Annotated in this window: 24 protein-coding genes; 16 read left to right on the top strand and 8 right to left on the bottom strand. The window is 49.4% G+C overall.

Going from position 1 to position 20734, the window contains the following annotated elements; genetic code table 11:
• Positions 1-34 precede the first annotated feature (34 nt).
• From AWQ24_RS09105 to AWQ24_RS09095, 3 genes are all read right to left on the bottom strand, one after another.
• Complete coding sequence (locus AWQ24_RS09105) at positions 35-376, bottom strand: hypothetical protein (protein WP_065716627.1); 342 nt, start codon at positions 374-376, stop codon at positions 35-37.
• A gap of 51 nt (positions 377-427) precedes the next feature.
• Complete coding sequence (locus tag AWQ24_RS09100; protein ID WP_065716626.1) at positions 428-829, bottom strand: hypothetical protein; 402 nt, start codon at positions 827-829, stop codon at positions 428-430.
• A 107-nt stretch (positions 830-936) separates the two neighbouring features.
• Entirely contained in the window at positions 937-1770 is an 834-nt protein-coding gene (locus AWQ24_RS09095; RefSeq protein WP_065716625.1) for a hypothetical protein, read from the bottom strand.
• 55 nt (positions 1771-1825) lie between these two features.
• Between AWQ24_RS09095 and AWQ24_RS09090 the strand changes: the two genes are divergently transcribed.
• The 8 genes from AWQ24_RS09090 (at position 1826) to AWQ24_RS09055 (ending at position 8177) form a co-directional block, all read left to right on the top strand.
• Positions 1826-2245 carry a hypothetical protein gene (locus AWQ24_RS09090; protein WP_065716624.1) on the top strand — a complete coding sequence of 140 codons (420 nt, stop codon included), beginning with the start codon at positions 1826-1828 and terminating at the stop codon, positions 2243-2245.
• Positions 2246-2247: 2 nt separating this feature from the next.
• Complete coding sequence (locus tag AWQ24_RS09085) at positions 2248-2541, top strand: hypothetical protein (protein WP_065716623.1); 294 nt, start codon at positions 2248-2250, stop codon at positions 2539-2541.
• On the top strand, positions 2534-3259 hold the full coding sequence (locus AWQ24_RS09080) for a CHAP domain-containing protein (protein WP_065716622.1): 726 nt from the start codon (positions 2534-2536) through the stop codon (positions 3257-3259). Before AWQ24_RS09085 ends, AWQ24_RS09080 begins: the two co-directional genes overlap by 8 nt.
• Positions 3252-3503 carry a hypothetical protein gene (locus AWQ24_RS09075; protein WP_065716621.1) on the top strand — a complete coding sequence of 84 codons (252 nt, stop codon included), beginning with the start codon at positions 3252-3254 and terminating at the stop codon, positions 3501-3503. The genes AWQ24_RS09080 and AWQ24_RS09075 overlap by 8 nt, the downstream gene beginning before the upstream one ends.
• Positions 3493-4221: a hypothetical protein gene (locus AWQ24_RS09070; RefSeq protein WP_065716620.1), complete on the top strand. Its 729-nt coding sequence runs from the start codon at positions 3493-3495 to the stop codon at positions 4219-4221. The genes AWQ24_RS09075 and AWQ24_RS09070 overlap by 11 nt, the downstream gene beginning before the upstream one ends.
• A 2-nt stretch (positions 4222-4223) precedes the next feature.
• Positions 4224-6392 carry a hypothetical protein gene (locus AWQ24_RS09065; RefSeq protein WP_065716619.1) on the top strand — a complete coding sequence of 723 codons (2169 nt, stop codon included), beginning with the start codon at positions 4224-4226 and terminating at the stop codon, positions 6390-6392.
• 214 nt (positions 6393-6606) lie between these two features.
• On the top strand, positions 6607-7689 hold the full coding sequence (locus tag AWQ24_RS09060; RefSeq protein WP_083993513.1) for an integrase: 1083 nt from the start codon (positions 6607-6609) through the stop codon (positions 7687-7689).
• On the top strand, positions 7686-8177 hold the full coding sequence (locus tag AWQ24_RS09055; RefSeq protein ID WP_065716618.1) for a hypothetical protein: 492 nt from the start codon (positions 7686-7688) through the stop codon (positions 8175-8177). Before AWQ24_RS09060 ends, AWQ24_RS09055 begins: the two co-directional genes overlap by 4 nt.
• Before the next feature lie 51 nt (positions 8178-8228).
• Here the strand turns inward: AWQ24_RS09055 and AWQ24_RS16610 are convergent, their stop codons facing one another.
• The 3 genes from AWQ24_RS16610 to AWQ24_RS09040 are packed head-to-tail and all read right to left on the bottom strand — an operon-like array spanning position 8229 to position 11197.
• Positions 8229-9770, bottom strand: a complete 1542-nt coding sequence (locus AWQ24_RS16610; RefSeq protein ID WP_065716617.1) for an NAD(P)/FAD-dependent oxidoreductase — start codon at positions 9768-9770, stop codon at positions 8229-8231.
• A gap of 44 nt (positions 9771-9814) precedes the next feature.
• Positions 9815-10252 carry a DUF1493 family protein gene (locus AWQ24_RS09045; protein ID WP_065716616.1) on the bottom strand — a complete coding sequence of 146 codons (438 nt, stop codon included), beginning with the start codon at positions 10250-10252 and terminating at the stop codon, positions 9815-9817.
• A gap of 12 nt (positions 10253-10264) precedes the next feature.
• Complete coding sequence (locus AWQ24_RS09040; RefSeq protein ID WP_065717346.1) at positions 10265-11197, bottom strand: NAD-dependent epimerase/dehydratase family protein; 933 nt, start codon at positions 11195-11197, stop codon at positions 10265-10267.
• A gap of 210 nt (positions 11198-11407) precedes the next feature.
• Between AWQ24_RS09040 and AWQ24_RS09035 the strand changes: the two genes are divergently transcribed.
• The 8 genes from AWQ24_RS09035 to AWQ24_RS09000 all read left to right on the top strand — a co-directional run bounded on the left by AWQ24_RS09035 (position 11408) and on the right by AWQ24_RS09000 (position 17000).
• Complete coding sequence (locus AWQ24_RS09035) at positions 11408-11587, top strand: DUF3285 domain-containing protein (RefSeq protein ID WP_030007517.1); 180 nt, start codon at positions 11408-11410, stop codon at positions 11585-11587.
• A 6-nt stretch (positions 11588-11593) separates the two neighbouring features.
• On the top strand, positions 11594-12085 hold the full coding sequence (ybeY, locus tag AWQ24_RS09030; RefSeq protein ID WP_065717345.1) for an rRNA maturation RNase YbeY: 492 nt from the start codon (positions 11594-11596) through the stop codon (positions 12083-12085).
• Positions 12086-12110: 25 nt separating this feature from the next.
• A complete protein-coding gene (locus AWQ24_RS09025) occupies positions 12111-12599 on the top strand; it encodes a diacylglycerol kinase family protein (protein WP_065716615.1) in 489 nt (162 codons plus the stop codon).
• A 48-nt stretch (positions 12600-12647) separates the two neighbouring features.
• Positions 12648-13262, top strand: a complete 615-nt coding sequence (locus AWQ24_RS09020; RefSeq protein WP_030007514.1) for an aminodeoxychorismate/anthranilate synthase component II — start codon at positions 12648-12650, stop codon at positions 13260-13262.
• Between the two features lie 22 nt (positions 13263-13284).
• The gene (locus AWQ24_RS09015) at positions 13285-14109 is read left to right on the top strand and encodes an MBL fold metallo-hydrolase (protein ID WP_065716614.1); all 825 of its coding nucleotides are present in this window, start codon (positions 13285-13287) and stop codon (positions 14107-14109) included.
• 168 nt (positions 14110-14277) lie between these two features.
• Positions 14278-14595 (top strand): hypothetical protein, encoded by a 318-nt coding sequence (locus AWQ24_RS09010; RefSeq protein ID WP_030007512.1) that lies wholly within the window; start codon positions 14278-14280, stop codon positions 14593-14595.
• A 369-nt stretch (positions 14596-14964) separates the two neighbouring features.
• Positions 14965-16488 carry a photosystem II chlorophyll-binding protein CP47 gene (gene psbB, locus AWQ24_RS09005; protein WP_012307371.1) on the top strand — a complete coding sequence of 508 codons (1524 nt, stop codon included), beginning with the start codon at positions 14965-14967 and terminating at the stop codon, positions 16486-16488.
• Between the two features lie 203 nt (positions 16489-16691).
• The gene (locus AWQ24_RS09000; RefSeq protein WP_065716613.1) at positions 16692-17000 is read left to right on the top strand and encodes a YkvA family protein; all 309 of its coding nucleotides are present in this window, start codon (positions 16692-16694) and stop codon (positions 16998-17000) included.
• Here the strand turns inward: AWQ24_RS09000 and AWQ24_RS08995 are convergent.
• Together AWQ24_RS08995 and ileS are read right to left on the bottom strand one after the other, a co-directional pair.
• The gene (locus AWQ24_RS08995) at positions 16997-17701 is read right to left on the bottom strand and encodes a diacylglycerol/polyprenol kinase family protein (RefSeq protein ID WP_065716612.1); all 705 of its coding nucleotides are present in this window, start codon (positions 17699-17701) and stop codon (positions 16997-16999) included. The genes AWQ24_RS09000 and AWQ24_RS08995 overlap by 4 nt on opposite strands.
• A 42-nt stretch (positions 17702-17743) precedes the next feature.
• Positions 17744-20635 (bottom strand): isoleucine--tRNA ligase, encoded by a 2892-nt coding sequence (gene ileS / locus AWQ24_RS08990; protein WP_065716611.1) that lies wholly within the window; start codon positions 20633-20635, stop codon positions 17744-17746.
• Positions 20636-20734: the final 99 nt, after the last annotated feature.

The following is a 20734-nucleotide window of genomic DNA, read 5'->3' as shown; positions in this document are numbered from 1 at the left end:
ATGGCCCTCTAATTTGGTGAGTAGGAGAAACGATTTAGACGAACGTGATCGCTAGATCAACCCGTGCCATTCGCACATCACGATCCGTAAACTGTTGCTGGAACTGACCCTGAATATCCCGGATCGCCTCAATGGAGAACTGGGAATCAAGGTAAACGTTAGCAGCTTGCTCATTGTCAGTGATCGTCTGGGCATCCGGATCGAACAAGTAGCGATCGTTGCCGTTCACGTCGGGGGTCGTTTGGGAACCGTCGTCCTCCCATAGAGGGTTAACGATTTGAGCAACGGGCAACCAATCGCCCTGGGAGTTCAGCACATAATCGCGATCCACGTCGGATTCGTCAATGTGCGCGGTCATGACATAGCCTAGAGCCATTTTTTTTGAACCTCATCTAAGGATAAAAACTAAGGAGAAGCCTAGGGAGGCTTAAATGGTGACGACCTGTTGTAAACGGCCACGAACATCGGTAATTTTGCCCTTACCGAAACTTTTATTCGTCAGAATGTTGTTTACTAGCACGTCCTCTAGCTTGTTCACCGGAACCAAGATCGTAGAACGGCGCGTCCGAACCCCGTCTTTTAATTCAGCAGTAAGGGCCACGGCAGATCCGCGTAGGACGTGGGCGGCTTGAGTCCCTTTGATCAGAACGTCGTTGTCATCAATCTTGATGTCGTTGGTATCGTCATAGACAGTCATTCCCAAGGAACTCGCCACATCGCGATAGTTCTGATAGGAGCCTGAGAACTGATAAACGTTATTGCCGATCTTCCAGGTAATCGCACCGCGTTTTTTTGCGGCGGTAGCGGGAGGGGCTTTTTGTGTTGCCATATTAGAAACCTCAAATGGTCTAACTCAAGGCTAATCCCTATGCCCCTGTTGTAATCCTCCCCCAAGGTTTAAAGGTTGGGGCGAAGTTGTCGGGTTCATAACGGGAGCTAAACGATTTGGGTTTTCGATAAGCGATCGCCGTAGCGTTGGACTAAATTTTGATCTTTTGAACCTTTTAAATAAAGTTCTGCTCTTTGGAAATATACAAAGCCTGTCCTCGGTTTGTTGGTCAGACGTACAGGCTCTCCTAGGATGTTTTCTGTTTCGGTACGAAAACTTGATCGTTCGCTTGCGGTAAGGAAGTCATCACTATAGGGAACCTGAGCAATGGCACAAGCTTTTTGATATATGTCCTTGGCTTCATTCTCAAAATTACTAAAAACACAGGTGCCAGAAAACCCATTAGCAGGGTCTCGATAACTAAATTTTTTCAATCCTTTGTAATGACGAAAATTTGGTTTAAATTGCTGGATTATCCGATTTTGAAGAGCAGTAACGTCTGCTTTTGTAAGCATTTCCGCTCTATCCTTAAGCCGAAAACTTACCCGCATATCTAAAGGATGCTTTTGGCGGTCATTTTGCCTAGCACTTTTCTGGTCTTCTTTGAAAAATAGGATTACCTGAGCATCCAATTCCCGGTAGATATCCTTAAAAGAACTTTTTGGGATGCCATAAAACGTATCGCCAATATCTTGGACGACTTTCCCCGCCATCAGTCCATAAAAAAGCATTTTCCCCACATTAAGCAGCAAAGATTCTTCAGGGTCTATCAGGCAAGCCCTTTTCAATGCACTGGTAGGAGCTGAAATATTCTCATCGTCAAACTCCCCCAATGGGTCGAAATAATCCCTTATCTCCCTATTCAGCGACTTTGCAGCGACCTGTAAAAAATGGGTTTTCGGATTGTAATTCTCAGGCTGAGGCGGGTTTTGCTCTGGCATTCTCTTTCCCAACAGGTATTAGTATAATTGTCCTATATTTTAATCCTCTAAAAATATGGCTATTCAGACAGGAATCTCAGACAATATCGCAGGCTTGACCTTCGAATATGATGACGTAACAGGCGATGTCGCCAGCATTACCCTGGACTGCACCGACCCGGCGATCACCAAAATCCCGGCGGCCCTGGCCCTCAACGCCGACCGCGCCGAATTAGTCGAGACAGCACTATTTGACGAGCTGATCGCCCAACTCAGCGACAAACAGCAGGACTTAGATTGCCCGGTCTGGGCCGATGCCAGCAATACCGTCTTTGAAAGCCAAGGAATTGTGGATCGTGATTCAGGACAGACCGACGGTAATGGTGCCCCAATTACAGAAACGCAAATCTTTAAGCGCACTTCGATCCTTCAATACTACAAATTCAGCCCTAGCACGAATTTCAGCCCATCCAATGCCGTCAACGACAACGACTAGGAATGAACGATTTAACCCAACTCCTAGTTAACCTGACCATTCTCATCGCTACTGTTTGGGGAGCCGTTCGAGCGGGCCTGAACATTTACAAGCACTTTCACCTGCTAAAGGATCTCCCTGATGAGATAGATGCTGACCTTGGGGAGATCCACCGCCAATTAAATGCCGTTTGGGGGAAGCTGGATCACCTCACAGAACTAACCGACGCAAGGCTAGACCGTATGGAACGGCAACTAAATTATCTGGCCGGGACGATCCGCATAAATCTTGAAAACTTAGAAGGTCGCCATGATTGAAGAAATCCTAAAAGTTGCCCGCGCTGAAATTGGCTACCGGGAAAATCCCCCAGGGTCTAACCGGACAAAGTATGGGGATTGGTATGGCTTCCACGATCTTTGGTGCGCCATGTTCACCTCATGGGTATTTGATAAGGCTGGATTCCCTTTGCCTAAAATTCAGACTGGCGCACCATCTGGAGGCGCTTATTGTCCCTATATTGAGGGCTATGCTCGGAGACAGGGGCAATGGCACCGAACCCCCAAGCCTGGGGATTTAGCCCTGTTTCACTTTGGGCAGAATTTGGCGATCCATATCGGCATTGTTGAATCTGTTGGCAGTGGCGGAAATTTCACCACCATTGAAGGGAACACGAAAAAGAGCAATGCCCCAGGACAGAACAATGGCGAATGGGTTTGGCGAAAACATCGCCACGTTAATCAATGTCGGGGATTTTATCGGCCCATCGGATCTCAAGCCCTCACGGGGAAAGAAGCTTACCATCGCTTTCTCTCTCTGAGGAAGCCTTTTATGGCAGGCTACGATATCCGGGAATGGCAAAAGCAGGTCAACTATTGGGGGCTAGCCATTGAGATCGACGGTGTTTATGGCCCGGAATCAGAAAAAGCCTGTCGAGAATTACAGCAAAAATGGGGGCTAGATGTTGACGGAATTGTTGGCCCGCTTACTTGGAATCGAACCTTTCTCCCAAGCTCTGAGGCTCCCAAAAATGGCTGAAAACGACAAAGAAAAATTATTCAAAATAGCCATGGCTAAGGACGGCATCCAAGCCGCCGATATTGCCTATTATTGCCTGTTATTCTTGCCTATGATTACAGGCTTAGTCGGCTTTTATTTTTGGGCTAAGGCAATCCTTTTCTATCCCGACATCCCCTCTAAAAGATTGGAGCCTTTGTTGATTGTTTCCTGCCTTTTGATTGGGGTTCCTGTGGCTGGAGGATATGCCAAAAATGGCAAGTAAATTATTAATTAATGGGCAATTATTTTATGGCCGATCCGAAATTCAATCTTTCTCAACACAGCAACAAGGTGGATCGGGGATTGAGGTCAACTGGGGTGGTGGGGATATTGATGTTTTGACTGGGGAAACCTATCAATTTGTCAATCACGTTGTAGGGGGGATGTGGGAATATTCCAGCTATCGAACGCATTGGCTTAGTGGTGCCAACAAGTGCGGCTACCAAAAAGCGATAAGAACTTTGACGGCAACCAGTTGGGCTCCCCCCACCTTTGGCACGTTTCAGGCGGGAAGCCCGCCCCCTGACCCAGAAATTGATTGGGAACAAGCAACCCAAGCCAATACACAAGACCAGGGGATATGGAGCTATACAGCAGGCTCAACGGATAGTCGGTGTGATGGCACAAAACGCTGGCAACAAAGACGAAACGGATCGATTGTCAGAACTCTTGATACGTGTATATCTGCATACGCTTTTTTTGAAACTAGAACTTTCCCGAAGGTCTTAACTAACACAGGGCAAACTTCAGTCAGGCAAACAGGGGTTACACCGTTAGTAAGAGTTCTTGGGAATGAGTGCAACTTAGTTATCACCTACACAGACGGAAAAACGCAGACTTTGATTTATTCAGAGTGTCCCACGGTTGCCCCTTTTGAGGACGAAATTTGTCCCCAGGCTTGCGATAAAGCGAATCAGATTTTAAATAGATTGAGAGGTTGAAAATGGCTTGTAATTGTGGTCAGTTAAATGGGAGTCTGTCGAGAATCAATAGTAAGCTTGACTCTCTTCTAAAGGAAAATCAGGTATTAAAAGCTCAGGTGAACGGGAAAGCAGATAAAAGCGCGTTTGATATCGTCAAGGATAATTTAGGGACCGTCCTTAAAAGTTATCGCAATATCGATTTGCGCAATAAAGCGATTGATGATGAATTGGATTTTCTGCGAAATGCGACCAACGTCGTGCCGAATACCGTTCAAGAGTTAATCAGAAACTATCGGAATAGCCGAGACTCTGGGACAGCGGTTAGCAGGGCAGAATTAGAGGCGCTCCGTAGGGAATTGCGAAGGGAGTTTGCAACTAAGGGCTATGTCAATGCTCAGGTGGGGGCAGCGAAAAGAGCATTGCAGGAGCAAATTGTTTCTGTTCGGGATGACTTGGGAAGACGAATCAACAAAGTATCTGAGGGCATCCAGGCAAAGATTGATGAGGCAACTAAGCCACTACAGGATCAGATTGACAAACTGAAGGGACAATACAACTCTCTCAAATTACGCCAGGACGCGTTAGGGGCTTCCCTTCGAGCAATTGAATTATTAGTGGGGACACTCGATACAGCAGTAAGCTCTCTTCTTACTACCGTTCTCCCTATTGTGAGCTTTATCACTTCGATGATCTCTTTGGGGTTTGGGGTAGGGGCATGGATCGATTTTCGTAGGGAAGTGCGGGGATTACGGAAAGAGCTAAATTCCCTGAGCCTGCAATATACCGGGCTTGATGGTCAGCTCAAATTGATTCAGAGAGAGCTTGATCGGCTTTCCCCCACTAAAGACCCAGCAACACAACGGGATATCCAGCGATTGCGGGATTCGATTAACTCGATTAACACTTCCCTGTTGGTCAGAATCAGCACACTGACCCAAACGGATAGAGCGCAAGATGTGGCCATAGCGGGGAACGCGGTCAAGCTTGCGGCCCTTACTGCTGGATTGACCACCGTGACCAATTTAGTTTTTGGTAGACCGGGCTTTACTGGAGGAACCAACGTGATTAGAGAAACACGCATTATTGAACGGCAACCGATCATCAACAATCGGACGATCAACAATACCACCGTGATTAATCGTCCAACGGAGCGCACGGTGATCACCAACAATAACGAAAGGGTCAGGGTCGTTAACAATACCAACAGAGTGACCACCAACAACACAACGACGATCCGCGAGAAACCGATCATCACCAACACGACGATCAATCGCACAACCAGTCAGCCAACACAGCAGATCGACTATGCCAGAATCCAACAGGGAACCAGGACTGAATTGGTGCCAGTTAACGCGAACGTGACGGCACAGGCGACAGAAACCAGAACCCGCTTTCAGCAGCTTATTGACCCCATCCGAACCACGACCCAGGACATCCAGAAAAAAGCGAGGTCAATTTACGATAACCAATTTGTGCAAACCTCCCTGAACGTGCTGAATACCGCTTTCCTGGTACATAATGCGATGCGATTAAGCTTTGATGCGGGGCAATTTGTGGGCGATGTTTTGGGGCAAGTTCTAGGCTATGCGGGGATTAAATTTAAGGATGAAGATGGCGGCGAAATTTCTCTGAATCAGGCAATCGGAAATACCCTGAATGATGCGATTAGCGTAATTATTCCTGTGGAATGGCAGGATCGCCTATTGGATGCCTGGATCAGAACGAATAATGTGTTTTCGGCAAGTGCCAATATCTATTGGAGCCTCCGAAATATTGGCGACGAATTACAGAACGTCACGGAGATCACCAACGACCGCTTAGGGACTTGGATGAACGTCGCCAGGGAGGAAGGCTTGGTAAGTGACGATGCCTACCCTTATCAGCCTCCGATTAGCACAGATTCGCCCTATGGTCGGACAAATGCTTTTCTACAGAAAATCAATAATCGCGTGGACGGTTGGGAAAATGCCGTTAATAACTTAGAAGATGCTGCTGGATCGGTAGGATATATCGCCTCAGTGCCGATCACCGTGGCGGATGAGGTGAGCTTTATTTCTGAGAATCGCGCCAATATTGCGACGGCGGTTAACGGCACCCAGGAAACCGAAGAAGTCAGAGAGGATGAGCAGCTGATCGACAATGAAGCCCCAACGACTTTAGAAAGTCCATTAGATTTTCTAGGGGAGTGATGTTTTATGGGGGATTCGCTATAGTGCGATCGCCCTTTTACAGACTCATAAGCCCAAGGTCGGCAGTTCAAATCTGCCTCGAGCCATATTTACAGTGTAGGTCAAATTTCCATTGCGCTATCGGTAGCGTGGGGGATTTTTGCTTACTTTTTCATGGTGGCCTGGGATGCCTATTCTCCCGTAAGGCTTGGTCTAAATATGGTCTAGATCAGCCATGAAAATTCAAGAGATTAACCGGGATTTAGACGCCCTAAGAATTGGTGTGTCTGTGGAAATCCAGGGGAAACGGGTCTATCTGCGGGCCACACTTCCCCCTAAACCTGGGACAGGGCGGACAGCTCCCCATCGGCAACGGATCGCCCTTGGGGTCTTTGCTAATGAGCAGGGATTGCAGCGGGCTAAGGCCGAAGCGATTAAGCTCGATGGTCTGATTGCTTGCGGGGAATTTGACTGGGCCGCGTATGGCAAAAATGACATACAGACTTGTTCGGAATGGATCGCCGCATTTGAGCAAGATTATTTTGCCAAGCGGGCCGATACACCCCAAGCGCGAACGACCTACCGCAGCAGCTACCAACAGATTTTCAACAAACTCCCCCAGGGGCGCAAGCTCACCAAAACGGCGATCCTTGATGTGGTGAAGGCAATCAAACCAGACAGCCGCCAAAGATTGCGGGCCTGCATTGCCTTAAGGAAGTTGGCGGAATTTGCGGGGATAGCGGTAGACCTGGACGAATACCGGGGCCGATATTGCCATAAATTTCTCACGCCGCGTACATTGCCCACGGATGAGCGGATCGCCAATGGATTTAGAAAAATCCCGAACCCATCCTGGCGTTGGGCCTATGGGTTGATGGCGGCCTATGGGTTGCGCCCCCATGAGGTATTTTTTGCAGACTTGAGCGATCCGCCATTGCTTTACCTGCGGGAAGGGAAGACCGGACCGCGCCATGTGTCGCCCCTGTATCCGGAATGGGTAGAGCAGTGGGGGCTATTGGGGGGAACCGCGCCGCCATGGTCGGGGAGTAAGGATTATTCTGCGTTGGGTAGTCGAGTGACGCGGCAATTTTATCGCTATGATGTGCCGTTTACGCCCTACATTTTGCGCCATTGCTACGCCCGCCGATCCAAGCAGTTTGGGATTAAGCCTATCGATGCAGCGAAATTGATGGGCCACGGCCTCGATGTGCATTTTAAGACTTATCATCATTGGTACGAGAAGGATGAAGTTTTAACACTTACCCGACAGATTGCTGATAATCCCGACCGTCCCCGCGCCCCTGGAGAAAGCTCATGATTGATACTTTGATTAAAACCCTGAAGCTGCTAGGAATTTCTCTGCTTGGCTCTGCTGCTTTTTTTGTCATTTTTATGGTGGCGACATCGGTAGATCCGAATAATCCAGAAGATTTTTTAGCCATCCTGATTCTTGTCTGTCTAGCCTTTGCTCTGGAGGTTTGGGTTTACAAACGGTTTTATAAAAGGTGGCACATCGTCTTTTTAAATTTCATGGTGACCCACTTTGCTTCATTTTTTGCTGTGGTTCCCACGATTTTTTTTTACAGGGCCGGATATGAAGATACAGCAGGGCTTGTCTTTTTTGCGGTCTGGTTTGCGATCGCCTATTTTTCTCAGTCCCACGTTAGGTATGTGGAACGGCTAGAGCAAAAGGTTAAGGCACAGCAGGCCCAGATTGATGGGTTTACGGATCAGAAAATCCAGATCCAGAAGCAGATCGAGACCATGAAAACGCGCCTAGATAACACACGGCGTTACGGCAAATAAAAACGGCGATCGCCCCCTGATCGCCATTGTCCAGATCCTTTAAGCACGCTTTTAATCAGCAATCATCTGCAAAATTTGTAAATGTTGACCCAGGGGACTGAGGGTATTGGCGGCAATCATCCCGGATCCAGCCACCGCCGGAATGCCAATCCCCGGAAAAGTGGAATCTCCACAGCAGAAAAGTTGGGCGATGGGCGTTGTACAGCCCGGAAACTGTTCTTTCCCCGCTTTTAATTCGGGGCCATAGGTACCGCGATCGCGTCTGAGGAAACGACTATGGGTGAGAGGTGTACCAACAAGGGTTAATTCCGTGCGTTGACGAATATCGGGAATCACTTTTTCCAGGGCTTGCCACAAAACCTGGGAACGTTCTTCTTTGAAAGCAGCATATTCCGGGGAACGACGGTCTAGGTTTGCCCAGGGTGCATAGTCTTCGGTAGCAGGTAAATATACGTGGATACTATGTTTTCCTGGGGGCGCTAGACTCGGATCCAGCAGTGAAGGAACCGAAACAGCAACCACATTTTGAGGCGCATCAACCCCTTTTTCCCAGTCATCAACGATGAGGTAATGGCACTCCAAATCTTCAGGTAAATTGCTGCTGTCAATCCCTAAATGAAGGTGCATAAAACTGCGACAGGGCTGCATTTTATCGGCTCGTTTCTGCAATTTTTGGGGAATATTTTGCGGCTCAATCAACTTGAGAGTATCCCAAACAGAAGCGTTAGAAACTACAGCGCGACGGGCTTGAGTAATTTCACCGTTGCGCAGTTGAACTCCCGTGGCCTTGCCATTTTCAGTGAGGATTTTTTCCACATGGCTATTCAGGCGCAATTTGCCCCCAAATTTTTCGAGGCCCCGCACCAGAGCCGCCACGATCGCCCCACTGCCTCCCTGGGGATAATCTAAAATCACCTCCGGACGATACCAATCGGCGAACATAAAGGCCATCTCCGCGCAAATCGTACCGTTGGCCGGCAATCCAGACAGCATAAAACAAAGCAAATCCAGCCAATTACGGATAAAGGGGTCAGTAATCACGCGATCCATCACCCGGCTAAAGGGGGTATTCAGTTGGGGAGTGTAGGGGAGATAAGGCAGGAGAGTTTTGGCATATTTACCGACGGTGCGGACAACACCAAGATCGTTACGAAAGGCCGCCAAAGGGAGTTTTGTCGCCGCTTCGCCGAGGGGACGCATGGTTTCCTGGAGCTGGCGCCATTGGGGAATCACATCAGCCTTACCGATCTGGGTCAACATTTCACAAAAGCCATCGGCTCCCACCGCCGCGCGAAAATAACCTTCGGGTAAATGGACACCCCAGGCATCGTAGGTGAGCCATTGGCAATCTTCTTCGAGGAGATCAAGGACTTGGCGCAGGGGATTGGGGGAAGGGCTGTAGGAAAGACCGGAATAAAGGGATGGCCCGGAGTCGAAATGATAACCCTGTCGGGTAAAACTGTGGGCTGCACCACCGGCGATCGCATGGCTTTCTAAGACCAAAACGTCATAACCATAACGAGCCAAAAGACCCGCACAACAAAGCCCGCCAATGCCGCTACCAATGACGATTACCTCTGGATTTGCACTCATCGCTACATTTTCCCGAATACTGCTTCGACGTATGGTAAACGCCTTTAGGTGAATTTTTCGATGAGGAGGGGCGCAAAACGATTCAGGATGTAGAAAAAGACGAGGAACAGAATAATTTTATTGACCACCATATCCCAACGTTTTTTCGGGAGGGTGTGGTCGGGATAGCTGAGTTTCCAGCGGCGCTTGGTGGCCGCTTTTAATAAAATTTCTGGGGTGATAGGAATGCGTTCAACCCGTTCGTAGGGAGGCTTGATCAAAAATCCACCAAGGTTAAGGCCCGCTTCGCCGTGGTGAAAATACCAAAGGTAGCCATCAAGATCGACTTTGAATTTCTGGGCGAATTTTTCTATAAAGGTGGCACAGTCATCGGCCTGGATGTCAAAAGTGCCAAAAAGATCAGTTGTTGCGTTGAGGCGATCGCCTTCTGTTTTGGGGAGTTCTGTTTGGATGAACTGATAAATATCGTCGAGGGTGGGCATGGGGTTTTTCCTCTACTGCTGGCTTAGGATCTGGTCATCAAGGCTAAAGTCAATAGCAGCCTTGTCTCGTTCGTTGGCAAGGTAATCATTTTGGAAGGAATCTTTTAAGCCACCCACCAGATCATATTTCGGTTGCCAATCCAGGTCATTTAGGGCCTTGTGAATATCCGCCATAAAGTGCTGGGCGCGGATCGGGAAAGTCTTCCGTTTGCCGAGGTCAAATTTTTTCGGGTCATAGTAAACCAGATCCACAGCCGCTGGATCTTTCCCGGCTGCTACCGCACAGGCTTTGGCAAGTCCGGTAAAAGTGACAAAGCGATCGCCTGAAATATTGTAAATTTGCCCAATTGCTTTCGGATTATCCAGCACCGCTGCCATGGCCGTGGCGAGATCATAGACGTGACCAAATTGAGTAATCAGTTGTCCATCCCCAGGAATTGGAATCGGTCGATCGCGGACGATGCGGTCAAAGAACCAAGCTTCCAGGTCATTGTAATTTTTTGCGCCGTAGATGTAGGTGGGACGGATCGACGTCCAGGGCAAATCACTCTGGGCCAAATAAGCATCCGTTTCGTGTTTACCCTTGTGGCGGCTGTTGGGGTCAACGGGATCGGCTTCCTTATGGGGCGGTTGGTCAGTGGGCAGATAAACGCCAGCGGAACTGACATAGACAAAATGCTTCACTTTTCCAGCAAAAATTTCGGCGAGGGGCTGGGTATGGGCGAGTTCCCGGCCGTTGTTATCAAAAATCGCGTCAAAGGTTTCGCCAGCCAGTTTTTCTTTCAGTTGCGCCGGATCTTGGCGATCGCCAATAATTTGCTCTACCCCCGTCGGTGCCGGATGATTGCCCCGGTTAAACAGCACTACTTTGTGGCCTGCCGCCAATAAAACCTGGGTGAGATAAACCCCAATAAACCGGGTACCACCAATAATTAAAATGCGCATAATTTTTTCCCAAACAGCGATCGCCTTAAGCATTCAGTGTATCGGATGGGGTTCCAGAACTGGAGCGACGTATCAGAAAAACTCGTCTCAAGGGGTTGGCTCTTTCCGCCGTTATTTTTTGCAACAAACTGTTACATTAGAGAGGCATTTCTCAAACAAATATTTTTTTCAAAATTCCGACCCGTTGCCGTAAATTCTTCGTCCCGAACCATGTCTGAATCCCAAACTTCCCTCGACCAGGCCCCAGAAGCCACTGAACCTAAACCCAGCTATGTCAAGCTCGCCATGCGGAATATGGTGCGAAAAGGGGGTAAGTCCCTCTGGCATTTTTTCCTCACCACCGCTGGCCTGTTGGGGTTTTTCGTCACCATGGCCTACCTCACCCGTTAGATGGGGATGCAGCCCGTGCTTGAGTGTGAAATTTTTGTCGAAAATGCTTCTGGTCTAGAGCTGCCGGAATTGGCGATCGCCCCTTGGGAAAGCCACCTGGAGCAGTGGCTACCGAAATTAACAGCGGCTTTACCCCCGGCCGATGGTTACGAGTTAACCCTCCGCTTTACCACTGACGTCGAAATCCACAATCTCAATCACCAATATCGCCACAAAGACCAACCCACCGACGTCCTTTCCTTTGCGGCCCTCGAAGACAACTTTGCTAGCCCCTTACCCCCTGGGGAACCGCTCTATCTGGGAGACATTATTGTTTCGGTAGAAACAGCCCAACGCCAGGCCCAGGAACGGCAGCATAGCCTCCAAACGGAACTGGGTTGGTTGGTGAGCCATGGTTTATTGCACCTGCTGGGGTGGGATCATCCCGATGAAGCCCGGTTAATTGAAATGCTTGATCGTCAAGCCGTACTCTTGCGAAACGTTCAACTTATTCCATAATGGGGTGATTCTATTGAGGGAGAAGATGACACAACACAAAAAAATCCTCTCACCCCCCGACCGGGAACGGCGATCGCTAGCTTGGAAAGTGGCCCCTGACCTCCTCGCGAGCTTCCGTTACGCTTGGCAGGGCATTGTGTACGCCACCCGCACCCAGAGAAATTTTCGGATTCACTTGGCGATCGCCGTTTTTGTGTGGACAATGTGTTGGCTGTTGTCCCTCAATTATCTAGAAACAGCGATCCTCACAGCCATGGTCGCCCTAGTACTCGTCCTGGAGTTGCTGAATACAGCCCTTGAATCGGTGGTGGATCTCACGGTACAGCAGAGTTACCATGAGCTCGCAAAAATTGCCAAAGACTGCGCGGCGGCGGCGGTACTCATTGGGGCGATCGCCTCGGTGGCCATTGCCGGATTAATCGCTTGGCCCCACTTCCAAGCACTCCTAGAGCCTGCTATCTTAACCCCTGTAAAATCCTATTTTTTACCGCAAAAAATTTCCCTGTTTCCCTAGCTCAACCCCGCACAAATCCCCATCACTATCTAAAGGAGTGTGACCCCTTTGATCATCGTCATCGACAACTATGACAGTTTCACCTATAACCTTGTCCAATACCTCGGCGAATTAGGCAAAGAATTACCCGTGGCCCAGGACATCGAAGTGTATCGGAACGATAAAATTACCCTCGCTGAAATTCGTGCCAAACAACCTGCGGGCATCGTCATTTCGCCGGGGCCAGGCCGTCCAGAAGACGCGGGGATTTCCTTGGCGGTGATCAAAGAATTAGGCCAGGAACTTCCTATCCTTGGGGTTTGTCTGGGACACCAAAGCATCGGCCAGGTGTTTGGGGGCAAAATTATCGGTGCCGCAACCCTGATGCATGGCAAGATCTCCGCGATTCACCATGCCAACAAAGGGGTATTTGCTGGTTTAGAAAATCCATTCCCCGCCACCCGTTACCATAGCTTGGTGATCGACAAAAATAATTGTCCTGATTGTTTAGAGGTCACTGCTTGGGTGGATGACGGTACGATTATGGGCGTACAACATCGGGATTATCCCCATATCCAGGGGGTACAATTCCATCCCGAAAGTATCTTAACCACGGCAGGTAAACAGCTTTTGCGGAATTTCCTCGCTACTCTGTCGCCTGTACCGCTGCTTGTAACGAATTAGTGAGGGGCTCCCCGACATAACCATGAAACGTAGACAGTTTATTCAGACCGCAGGAATTAGTGCTTTTGGGGCGATCGCCGGCTTTTCCCTCCTGCAAAAAAACGCCGTCCAAGCCCAAACCGGCAACCTTGACATCGAATGGCTGGGCCACACCTGTTTTTCCGTCAGTGGTGCGGGGACTAAGGTTCTCATTAATCCCTTCCGTGCCCTCAGTTGTACCGCAGGTTATCGGGACACATTTCCCCAAGCAGACATTGTCCTGTTGAGTAGCCAACTGTTCGACGAAGGCTATACCGATGGTTTACCCGGAGACCCCAGGATTTTGTTCCAAGCCGGACAATATCCCGTGAATAACATCACCTTTGACGGCATTAGCCTCGCCCATGCCAACATCGAACGCTATCGGGGCTGGCGTTTCCCCCCCAACATTGCCTGGAGTTGGCGCCAGGGAGGCATTAGTATCTTGCACCTCGGCGGCGCTGGGGAAGAAGTAGACATTGATGATTTTATTTTGACCGGGGGCAGCCCAGATATTCTGATGATCCCCGTTGGGGGCACCGACGCCGACCCACAGAATATTCCCCCCAAGGGTTACACCCCAGCCCAAGCGCTCCAAGCCCTAGAGTTGCTGCGTCCCAAGATTGTTATCCCGACCCACTACAAAACAACGGCCGGGGACGACACCTGTGGGCTCCAGTCCATTGAATCCTTTTTAAACTTGGTAGACCGTAACGAAATTAAGGTGACAACGGTGGCTTCAAATCGCCTCCAGGTCAATCGAGCGGCCCTTTCCCAAGCCAATTCAGAGATTAAAGTTTTAAGCGATCGCCCCCTGTTGCGGGTCTAGGCGGATCATCATTTTTCTTTTGATTGAACAACCTCCAAAATTCTTGGGGGTTTTTTGATCGCGATGGTAAAACCTAGAAAATATTTGCGATTTATTGACCTCACCCCTGGGTATAAAGGGCAATCGAGCCTATCATTTTGGACATTGATCTGCCCTAAATTCTCGCTTATGCAATATTTTTTTCTCACCGAAGGGTGGCACATTGGCCGCGTTTGGGAACCCGGTGGCCCCTGGGATATCCTGTCCTGGCGACGTCCCCCCAAGATTCAGCGCACCAACATCGCCATGGAAAATCAAGGGGAGCGCCTCTGGCTCTACCAAGTAGACGACCCGATCCTGATGCTGGAAGTTACCCCCGATCCCACGAAGGTCAAAACCGAAAACATCGGTCAAGTGATGATCAAACGCCTCATCACCCCCGAAGAGGCGATCGCCCAATTAAACCAAGCCAACACCCTCTACAAAGACCCAACTCCAAGCCATTAGCGCCATTACATTTCCCGTAATACGCTTGCCAAGCCCTCTAACAATAGTTACACTTCTTTAAACAATCTTCCCCCTAAACCCAGCACAAACCCTTTGTATCGTAGTTTAGAGAGAAGAAAAAAACGCTTAAGTCCTTGGGACAACTAGCAATAACAAAACAACTTTCTTGAGGATGCTTTGTAAACTTTTGTAAATTTTTCCGAGGAAGCTTTTATTAAAGTCTACGAAGACATTGCCGTCAAAAAGCCGTTTCAACTCAAAATCTTCCTATAGATTTGAAGTTGTTTTTCTCGGTTCAGACCAATCCTCGTTAATAATGAGAAAATATTTGGTCATAGTAGACACGATTGTTTAGGAGGAGAGTAGTCAATGGGACTACCTTGGTACCGCGTACATACAGTCGTCCTTAACGACCCAGGTCGTCTGATTTCTGTACACCTCATGCACACTGCGCTCGTCGCAGGTTGGGCTGGCTCAATGGCCCTCTATGAGCTAGCAATTTTCGATCCCAGTGATCCCGTCCTCAATCCCATGTGGCGGCAGGGCATGTTCGTACTGCCGTTCATGGCACGGCTGGGCGTAACTGGCTCCTGGAATGGCTGGGATATCACTGGTGCCGTAGGCACTAACCCCGGTTTTTGGTCCTTTGAAGGCGTCGCCGCAGCACACATCGTTCTGTCCGGTCTTCTGTTCCTCGCTGCCGTTTGGCACTGGGTTTATTGGGATCTCGATCTTTTTGTTGACTCCCGTACCGGTAAGCCTGCCCTAGACTTGCCGAAAATGTTTGGGATTCACCTATTCCTATCTGGTCTTCTTTGCTTCGGCTTTGGAGCCTTTCACCTCAGCGGCGTCTGGGGGCCTGGAATGTGGGTTTCTGACCCCTATGGTGTAACGGGCCATGTCCAAGCTGTTGCCCCCGATTGGGGCCCCAGTGGATTTAACCCCTTTAACCCTGGCGGCGTTGTTGCCCACCACATTGCCGCTGGTATCGTTGGGATTATTGCTGGTCTTTTCCACCTCAGTGTCCGTCCCCCTGAGCGTCTGTATAAGGCACTCCGGATGGGTAACATTGAGACGGTTTTATCCAGCAGTATTGCAGCGGTATTTTTTGCCGCATTCGTCGTCGCTGGCACCATGTGGTACGGCAACGCTACCACCCCCATCGAACTTTTCGGCCCGACCCGTTATCAGTGGGACCAGGGTTATTTCCAAAACGAAATTCAGCGCCGTGTGGATGCTGAAATTGCGTCAGGGGCAACACCTGCGGAAGCTTGGAATACAATTCCTGAAAAACTTGCTTTTTATGACTATGTCGGTAACAGCCCTGCGAAAGGTGGTTTGTTCCGTACAGGGCCGATGGATCAAGGTGATGGAATTGCTCAGTCTTGGGCCGGCCACCCTGTCTTCAAAGATGCAGAAGGTCGTGAGCTTTTTGTTCGTCGGATGCCCAACTTCTTTGAAACCTTCCCTGTGGTCATGACCGATGCGGATGGCGTCCTCCGGGCTGATATTCCGTTCCGTCGTTCTGAGTCTAAGTTCTCCGTTGAACAGGCTGGGGTTACGGTTTCCTTCTTGGGTGGCGAACTCAATGGTCAAACCTTCACCGATGCTGCCACTGTCAGAAAATACGCCCGTCGTGCCCAGTTGGGTGAGCCTTTCGAGTTTGATACTGAAACCCTTGGTTCTGACGGTGTATTCCGGACGAGCCCCCGTGGTTGGTTCACTTTTGGTCACGCTGTATTTGCGCTGCTGTTCTTCTTTGGTCACATTTGGCATGGTTCTCGGACGTTGTACCGTGACGTATTTGCCGGGGTTGACCCTGAACTGGCAGAAGAGCAAGTGGAATGGGGCTTCTTCCAGAAGGTTGGTGACAAGAGTACCCGTGCTAGCTAATTAAACACAGGTATCTATTGCATCGATCGGAAAGTTTTTTCCAATAATTCATTTTGAGGAGGTTGGGCATTTAAGCCTAGCCTCTTTTTTCTTGGAGAAAATTAACTAGATTTGGGGGAGATGGTGGCGGTTTTCTACACTGGTTGCGAAAGAAGAGGATTCTGCAAAATTGAGGTATTCCCTGAATGAATTAAAAGAATATTATGTCGCTTTCTCCCAAGGCTCTTTATGATTGGTATCGCAACACCCTGCGCAATCCGAAATACCGGTGGTGGATTATTTTAGGCACTTTGGCATATTTGATCAGCCCCATTGATCTCTCGCCGGACTTTTTCCCCATTGCGGGCCAGATTGATGATGTGATGCTGGCGACATTGTTGATTGCGGAACTGTCCCAAATGGCCTTGGCCTTTTTCCAAGCTCGTCAAGAAAATTCCCAAGGGAAAACGACAACCCAGGGAGAAACGACGGCAACGGTAGATATCCCTTCGGTTTCGGTAGACGAATCCTAGATCAAAGCTTGTACGAGTAAAAAGGCGATCGCCGCACTGCCGACGGGCACGAGAAAATTATCAATGCCAAACTGGGCAATGCTTTCGAGCAAGGTAGAACAAAGGGCAACAACGAGGGCGATCGCCGCTTTTTGCCAAAGCATGAGGTCAAAACTGAGAAATAATAAACCGCAAATCAAGAAACCCACCCCAAACATGGTGGCGGTGCCTTCGAGGCTTTTTTTGTTGCCAAGAATTTCGTAGGGATGTTGCCCCAATTGGCTACCGACCACGGCAGCCAAACCATCGCCCCAGGCCATCACCAAAATGCCGAGCACCGCAAACACAGGTTGCTGAATTGACCAAAACCACCAGATCAACACCCCCATACTAAGGGCATAAAAAAAGGTACCGAGGCTCTGGCGACCAACGCTGTTCACGCTGGGTAAAATCGGCAGGAAGTAGGAAACTAAAGCAATTAAGCCTGCAATAAAGGCGGCGGCAATGCCAATTTCCATCGGAATATCAAACCACCAGGCGAGGAGAATGACATTACCACTGCCGATATGGACAATTTTGCGGGTCAGTTCTGGGCTTAGGTGATTTTTGCGGCTGAGACCTTCGGCGATCGCCAACAGCGCCCCCAGATAAGTGATGACCGTTCCCAAGGGCATCCGGAGGGCTGGGGAAAAGATTTCCGCGACGAGATGATTGACATCCATAAAAAATTAAGGGCGAGATTACTCCCACCCCTAAAGCACAACTTAGAAGTTACCAACTAGCGCCTCATTACAACGTTCACAAATGGTGGGATCATCCGTAAAGGTGCCCACTTGTGTGGAGTAATTCCAACAGCGATCACACTTGTGACCGTCCGCTTTGACCACGGCGATTTGGAGCTTGCCAGCGGCCAACTCCAGGGTGTCTTGGTACTGCTGATCGTCGAGGGCTGCCGTCACAAATTCCACCTGGGAAACAAGGAGCAAATAGCGCAGTTCATCCACCCGTGGGGACTCACTCAAACTGTCGGCGGGATTTAGGGCCGCGAGCCAGTCTGTTAAGGCCCCATCCACATCGCGCATCAGAATTTTTGCTTCGAGGGAAGCACCGATTAATTTTTCTGTGCGGGCTTTTTCGAGAACGAGGTTCACGCCGTTGCGGATTTTGCGCAGTTCTTCCCACCGTTGGAATAAAGTTTCGTCTGCTGCCCATTGGGGATCGAGTTGATACCAACCCGCGTTAAACACCGATTGATGCTCCGTTTCGTAGGGCAAGTTTTGCCAAATATCCTCCGCCATGTGACACAATACCGGGGCGATCGCCTTGGCTAGGGTTTCAAGGATAATCGCCATTACCGTTTGACAACTGCGGCGACGGGGCGCATTCACATCAGAAATATACAGGCGATCCTTGGCGATATCAAGATAGAAATTAGAGAGATCCACCACACAGAAATTTTGCACCTTTTGGAAGAATTTAAAGAATTGGAATTCCTCAAAAGCTTCTGTAACTTCTGTAAAAACATTGTGGGTTTGATGCAGAATATACTTATCTAATTCCGGTAAATCACTGTAAGCAACTGCATCTTTCGCCGGATCAAAATCATGGATATTTCCTAAGAGGAAACGGGCCGTATTGCGAATCTTGCGATAAACATCCGCCAACTGTTTCAAAATCGTTTGGCCGATAGGCACATCTGAAGAGTAATCCACCGAAGAAACCCATAGGCGCAGCACATCTGCACCATAGGGCGGTTCGGTTTTCTGGTTTTTGCCGCCATTAATAATGATATTGGGATCAACAACATTTCCCAGGGATTTACTCATTTTGTAGCCCTTTTCATCGAGCACAAAACCGTGGGTTAATACCGTTTTATAGGGGGCCACATTATTAACAGCCACACTGGTTAAAAGACTCGACTGGAACCAACCCCGATGCTGGTCAGAACCTTCTAAATACAGATCCACAGGATAATTTAAACCGTCCCGCTGTTTAGCCACAGCCGCCCAGGAAGAACCCGAATCAAACCACACATCCATGGTATCGGTACCCTTGCGGTAAGTGCGACCATTGTCACGATATTCCTCCGGTAAAAGTTCTTCTACCGAACGTTTCCACCAAGCGTCAGAACCTTCCTTGGCAATGATTTCTCTAACGTGGTTAATGGTGGTTTCATTTAACAATGCTTCCCCGGTTTCCTCGTCGTAGAAAACAGGAATGGGGACACCCCAATTGCGTTGCCGGGAAATACACCAGTCACTGCGATCGCCAACCATCGCCGTGATCCGATTTTCCCCCTGGGCCGGAATCCACCGCACCCCCTTAATCGCGCTTAGGGCTTCATCGCGGAACCCTTCCACCGAAGCAAACCACTGCTCCGTGGCCCGGAAAATGGTCGGTTTTTTCGTCCGCCAATCGTAGGGATATTTGTGTTGGTAGGCTTCTTGCTTTAAAAGGGCGCGTTTTTCCGTTAAAGCTGTGATAATGGCGTCGTTGGCCCCGTTGAGGACATTTAAGCCCGCAAACTCGCCTGCTTCTTCGGTTAAAGTTCCTTCTGCATCTACTGGGGAAAGGATCGGCAAACCATATTTCTGGCCTGTGATGTAGTCTTCCTGACCATGGCCCGGCGCGGTATGGACGAGGCCCGTCCCAGATTCCGTTGTGATGTAATCACCACCAGCCACCACCGGACTGGTGCGATCATAGAGGGGATGCTGATAGGTGCAATGTTCGAGAATTTCCCCTTTAAAACTGGTTTTAATCGTTAAGGCAGCGTCAAAAGTTTTCGTTAAACTTGCTGCGAGATCCTTGGCCACCACTAAATATTTCTGAGCGCACAGGCTGCCATCGGTTTCGACAACAGCATATTCCAGGGCCGGGTTGATCGCGACAGCTAAGTTACCGGGCAATGTCCAGGGCGTTGTTGTCCAAATCGCCACGCCCAAACTATCGGCAAATTCCCCTAAAACAGCTTTGGCTTCAGGGCTTAGATCCGTGATCGGAAAAGAGACGTAGATACTTTGGGAAGTGTGGCCTTCGGGGTATTCAAGTTCTGCCTCTGCGAGGGCCGTTTGGGAACTCGGACTCCAATGGACGGGCTTCAGACCCCGGTAGATATAGCCTTTGAGGGCCATGTCGCCAAATACGCCGATTTGAGCCGCTTCGTATTCTGGGGTGAGGGTGAGGTAAGGGTTTTCCCAGTCGCCCCAAACGCCATAGCGTTGAAATCCGGCTGCTTGGGCTTTTTGGGTTTTGAGGGCAAAGTCACGGGCTTTGTAGCGGAGTTTGAGGGGCGTAAGGTTTTGCCGGGCATCGGCGCTGAGGTTTTGCAGTACCTTTAATTCGATGGGTAAACCGTGACAATCCCAACCGGGAACGTAGTGGGTTTTGTAGCCTTGTAAGAGTTTGTACTTATTGATGATGTCCTTCAGCACTTTGTTCAGGGCATGGCCCATGTGGAGGTCACCATTGGCGTAGGGGGGGCCATCATGCAGCGTAAAGAAGTCTTTGGGGTTATTCTGCGCTAAATCTTCGTAAATGCGGTTTTCTTGCCAGAATTTTTGGATTTCTGGCTCTTTTTGGGGAGCATTCGCCCGCATATTAAAGGTGGTTTTCGGCAAATTAACGGTATCTTTGTAGCTCTTTGCGTCTGTCACGGTGGCTGTGGTGGCTGATGTTTACAAATGTTTGCTATGGCTGATTTTAACTTGCCAGGGCTTGTCCCGTGAATCTCGGTGAAAAAAGGCGATCGCCAA

This window comes from Picosynechococcus sp. PCC 8807 (assembly GCF_001693295.1).
GTDB lineage: Bacteria > Cyanobacteriota > Cyanobacteriia > Cyanobacteriales > MRBY01 > MRBY01.
The sequence above is the reverse complement of the archived record's forward strand: the minus strand, read 5'-3'. Positions and strand labels throughout refer to the sequence as shown.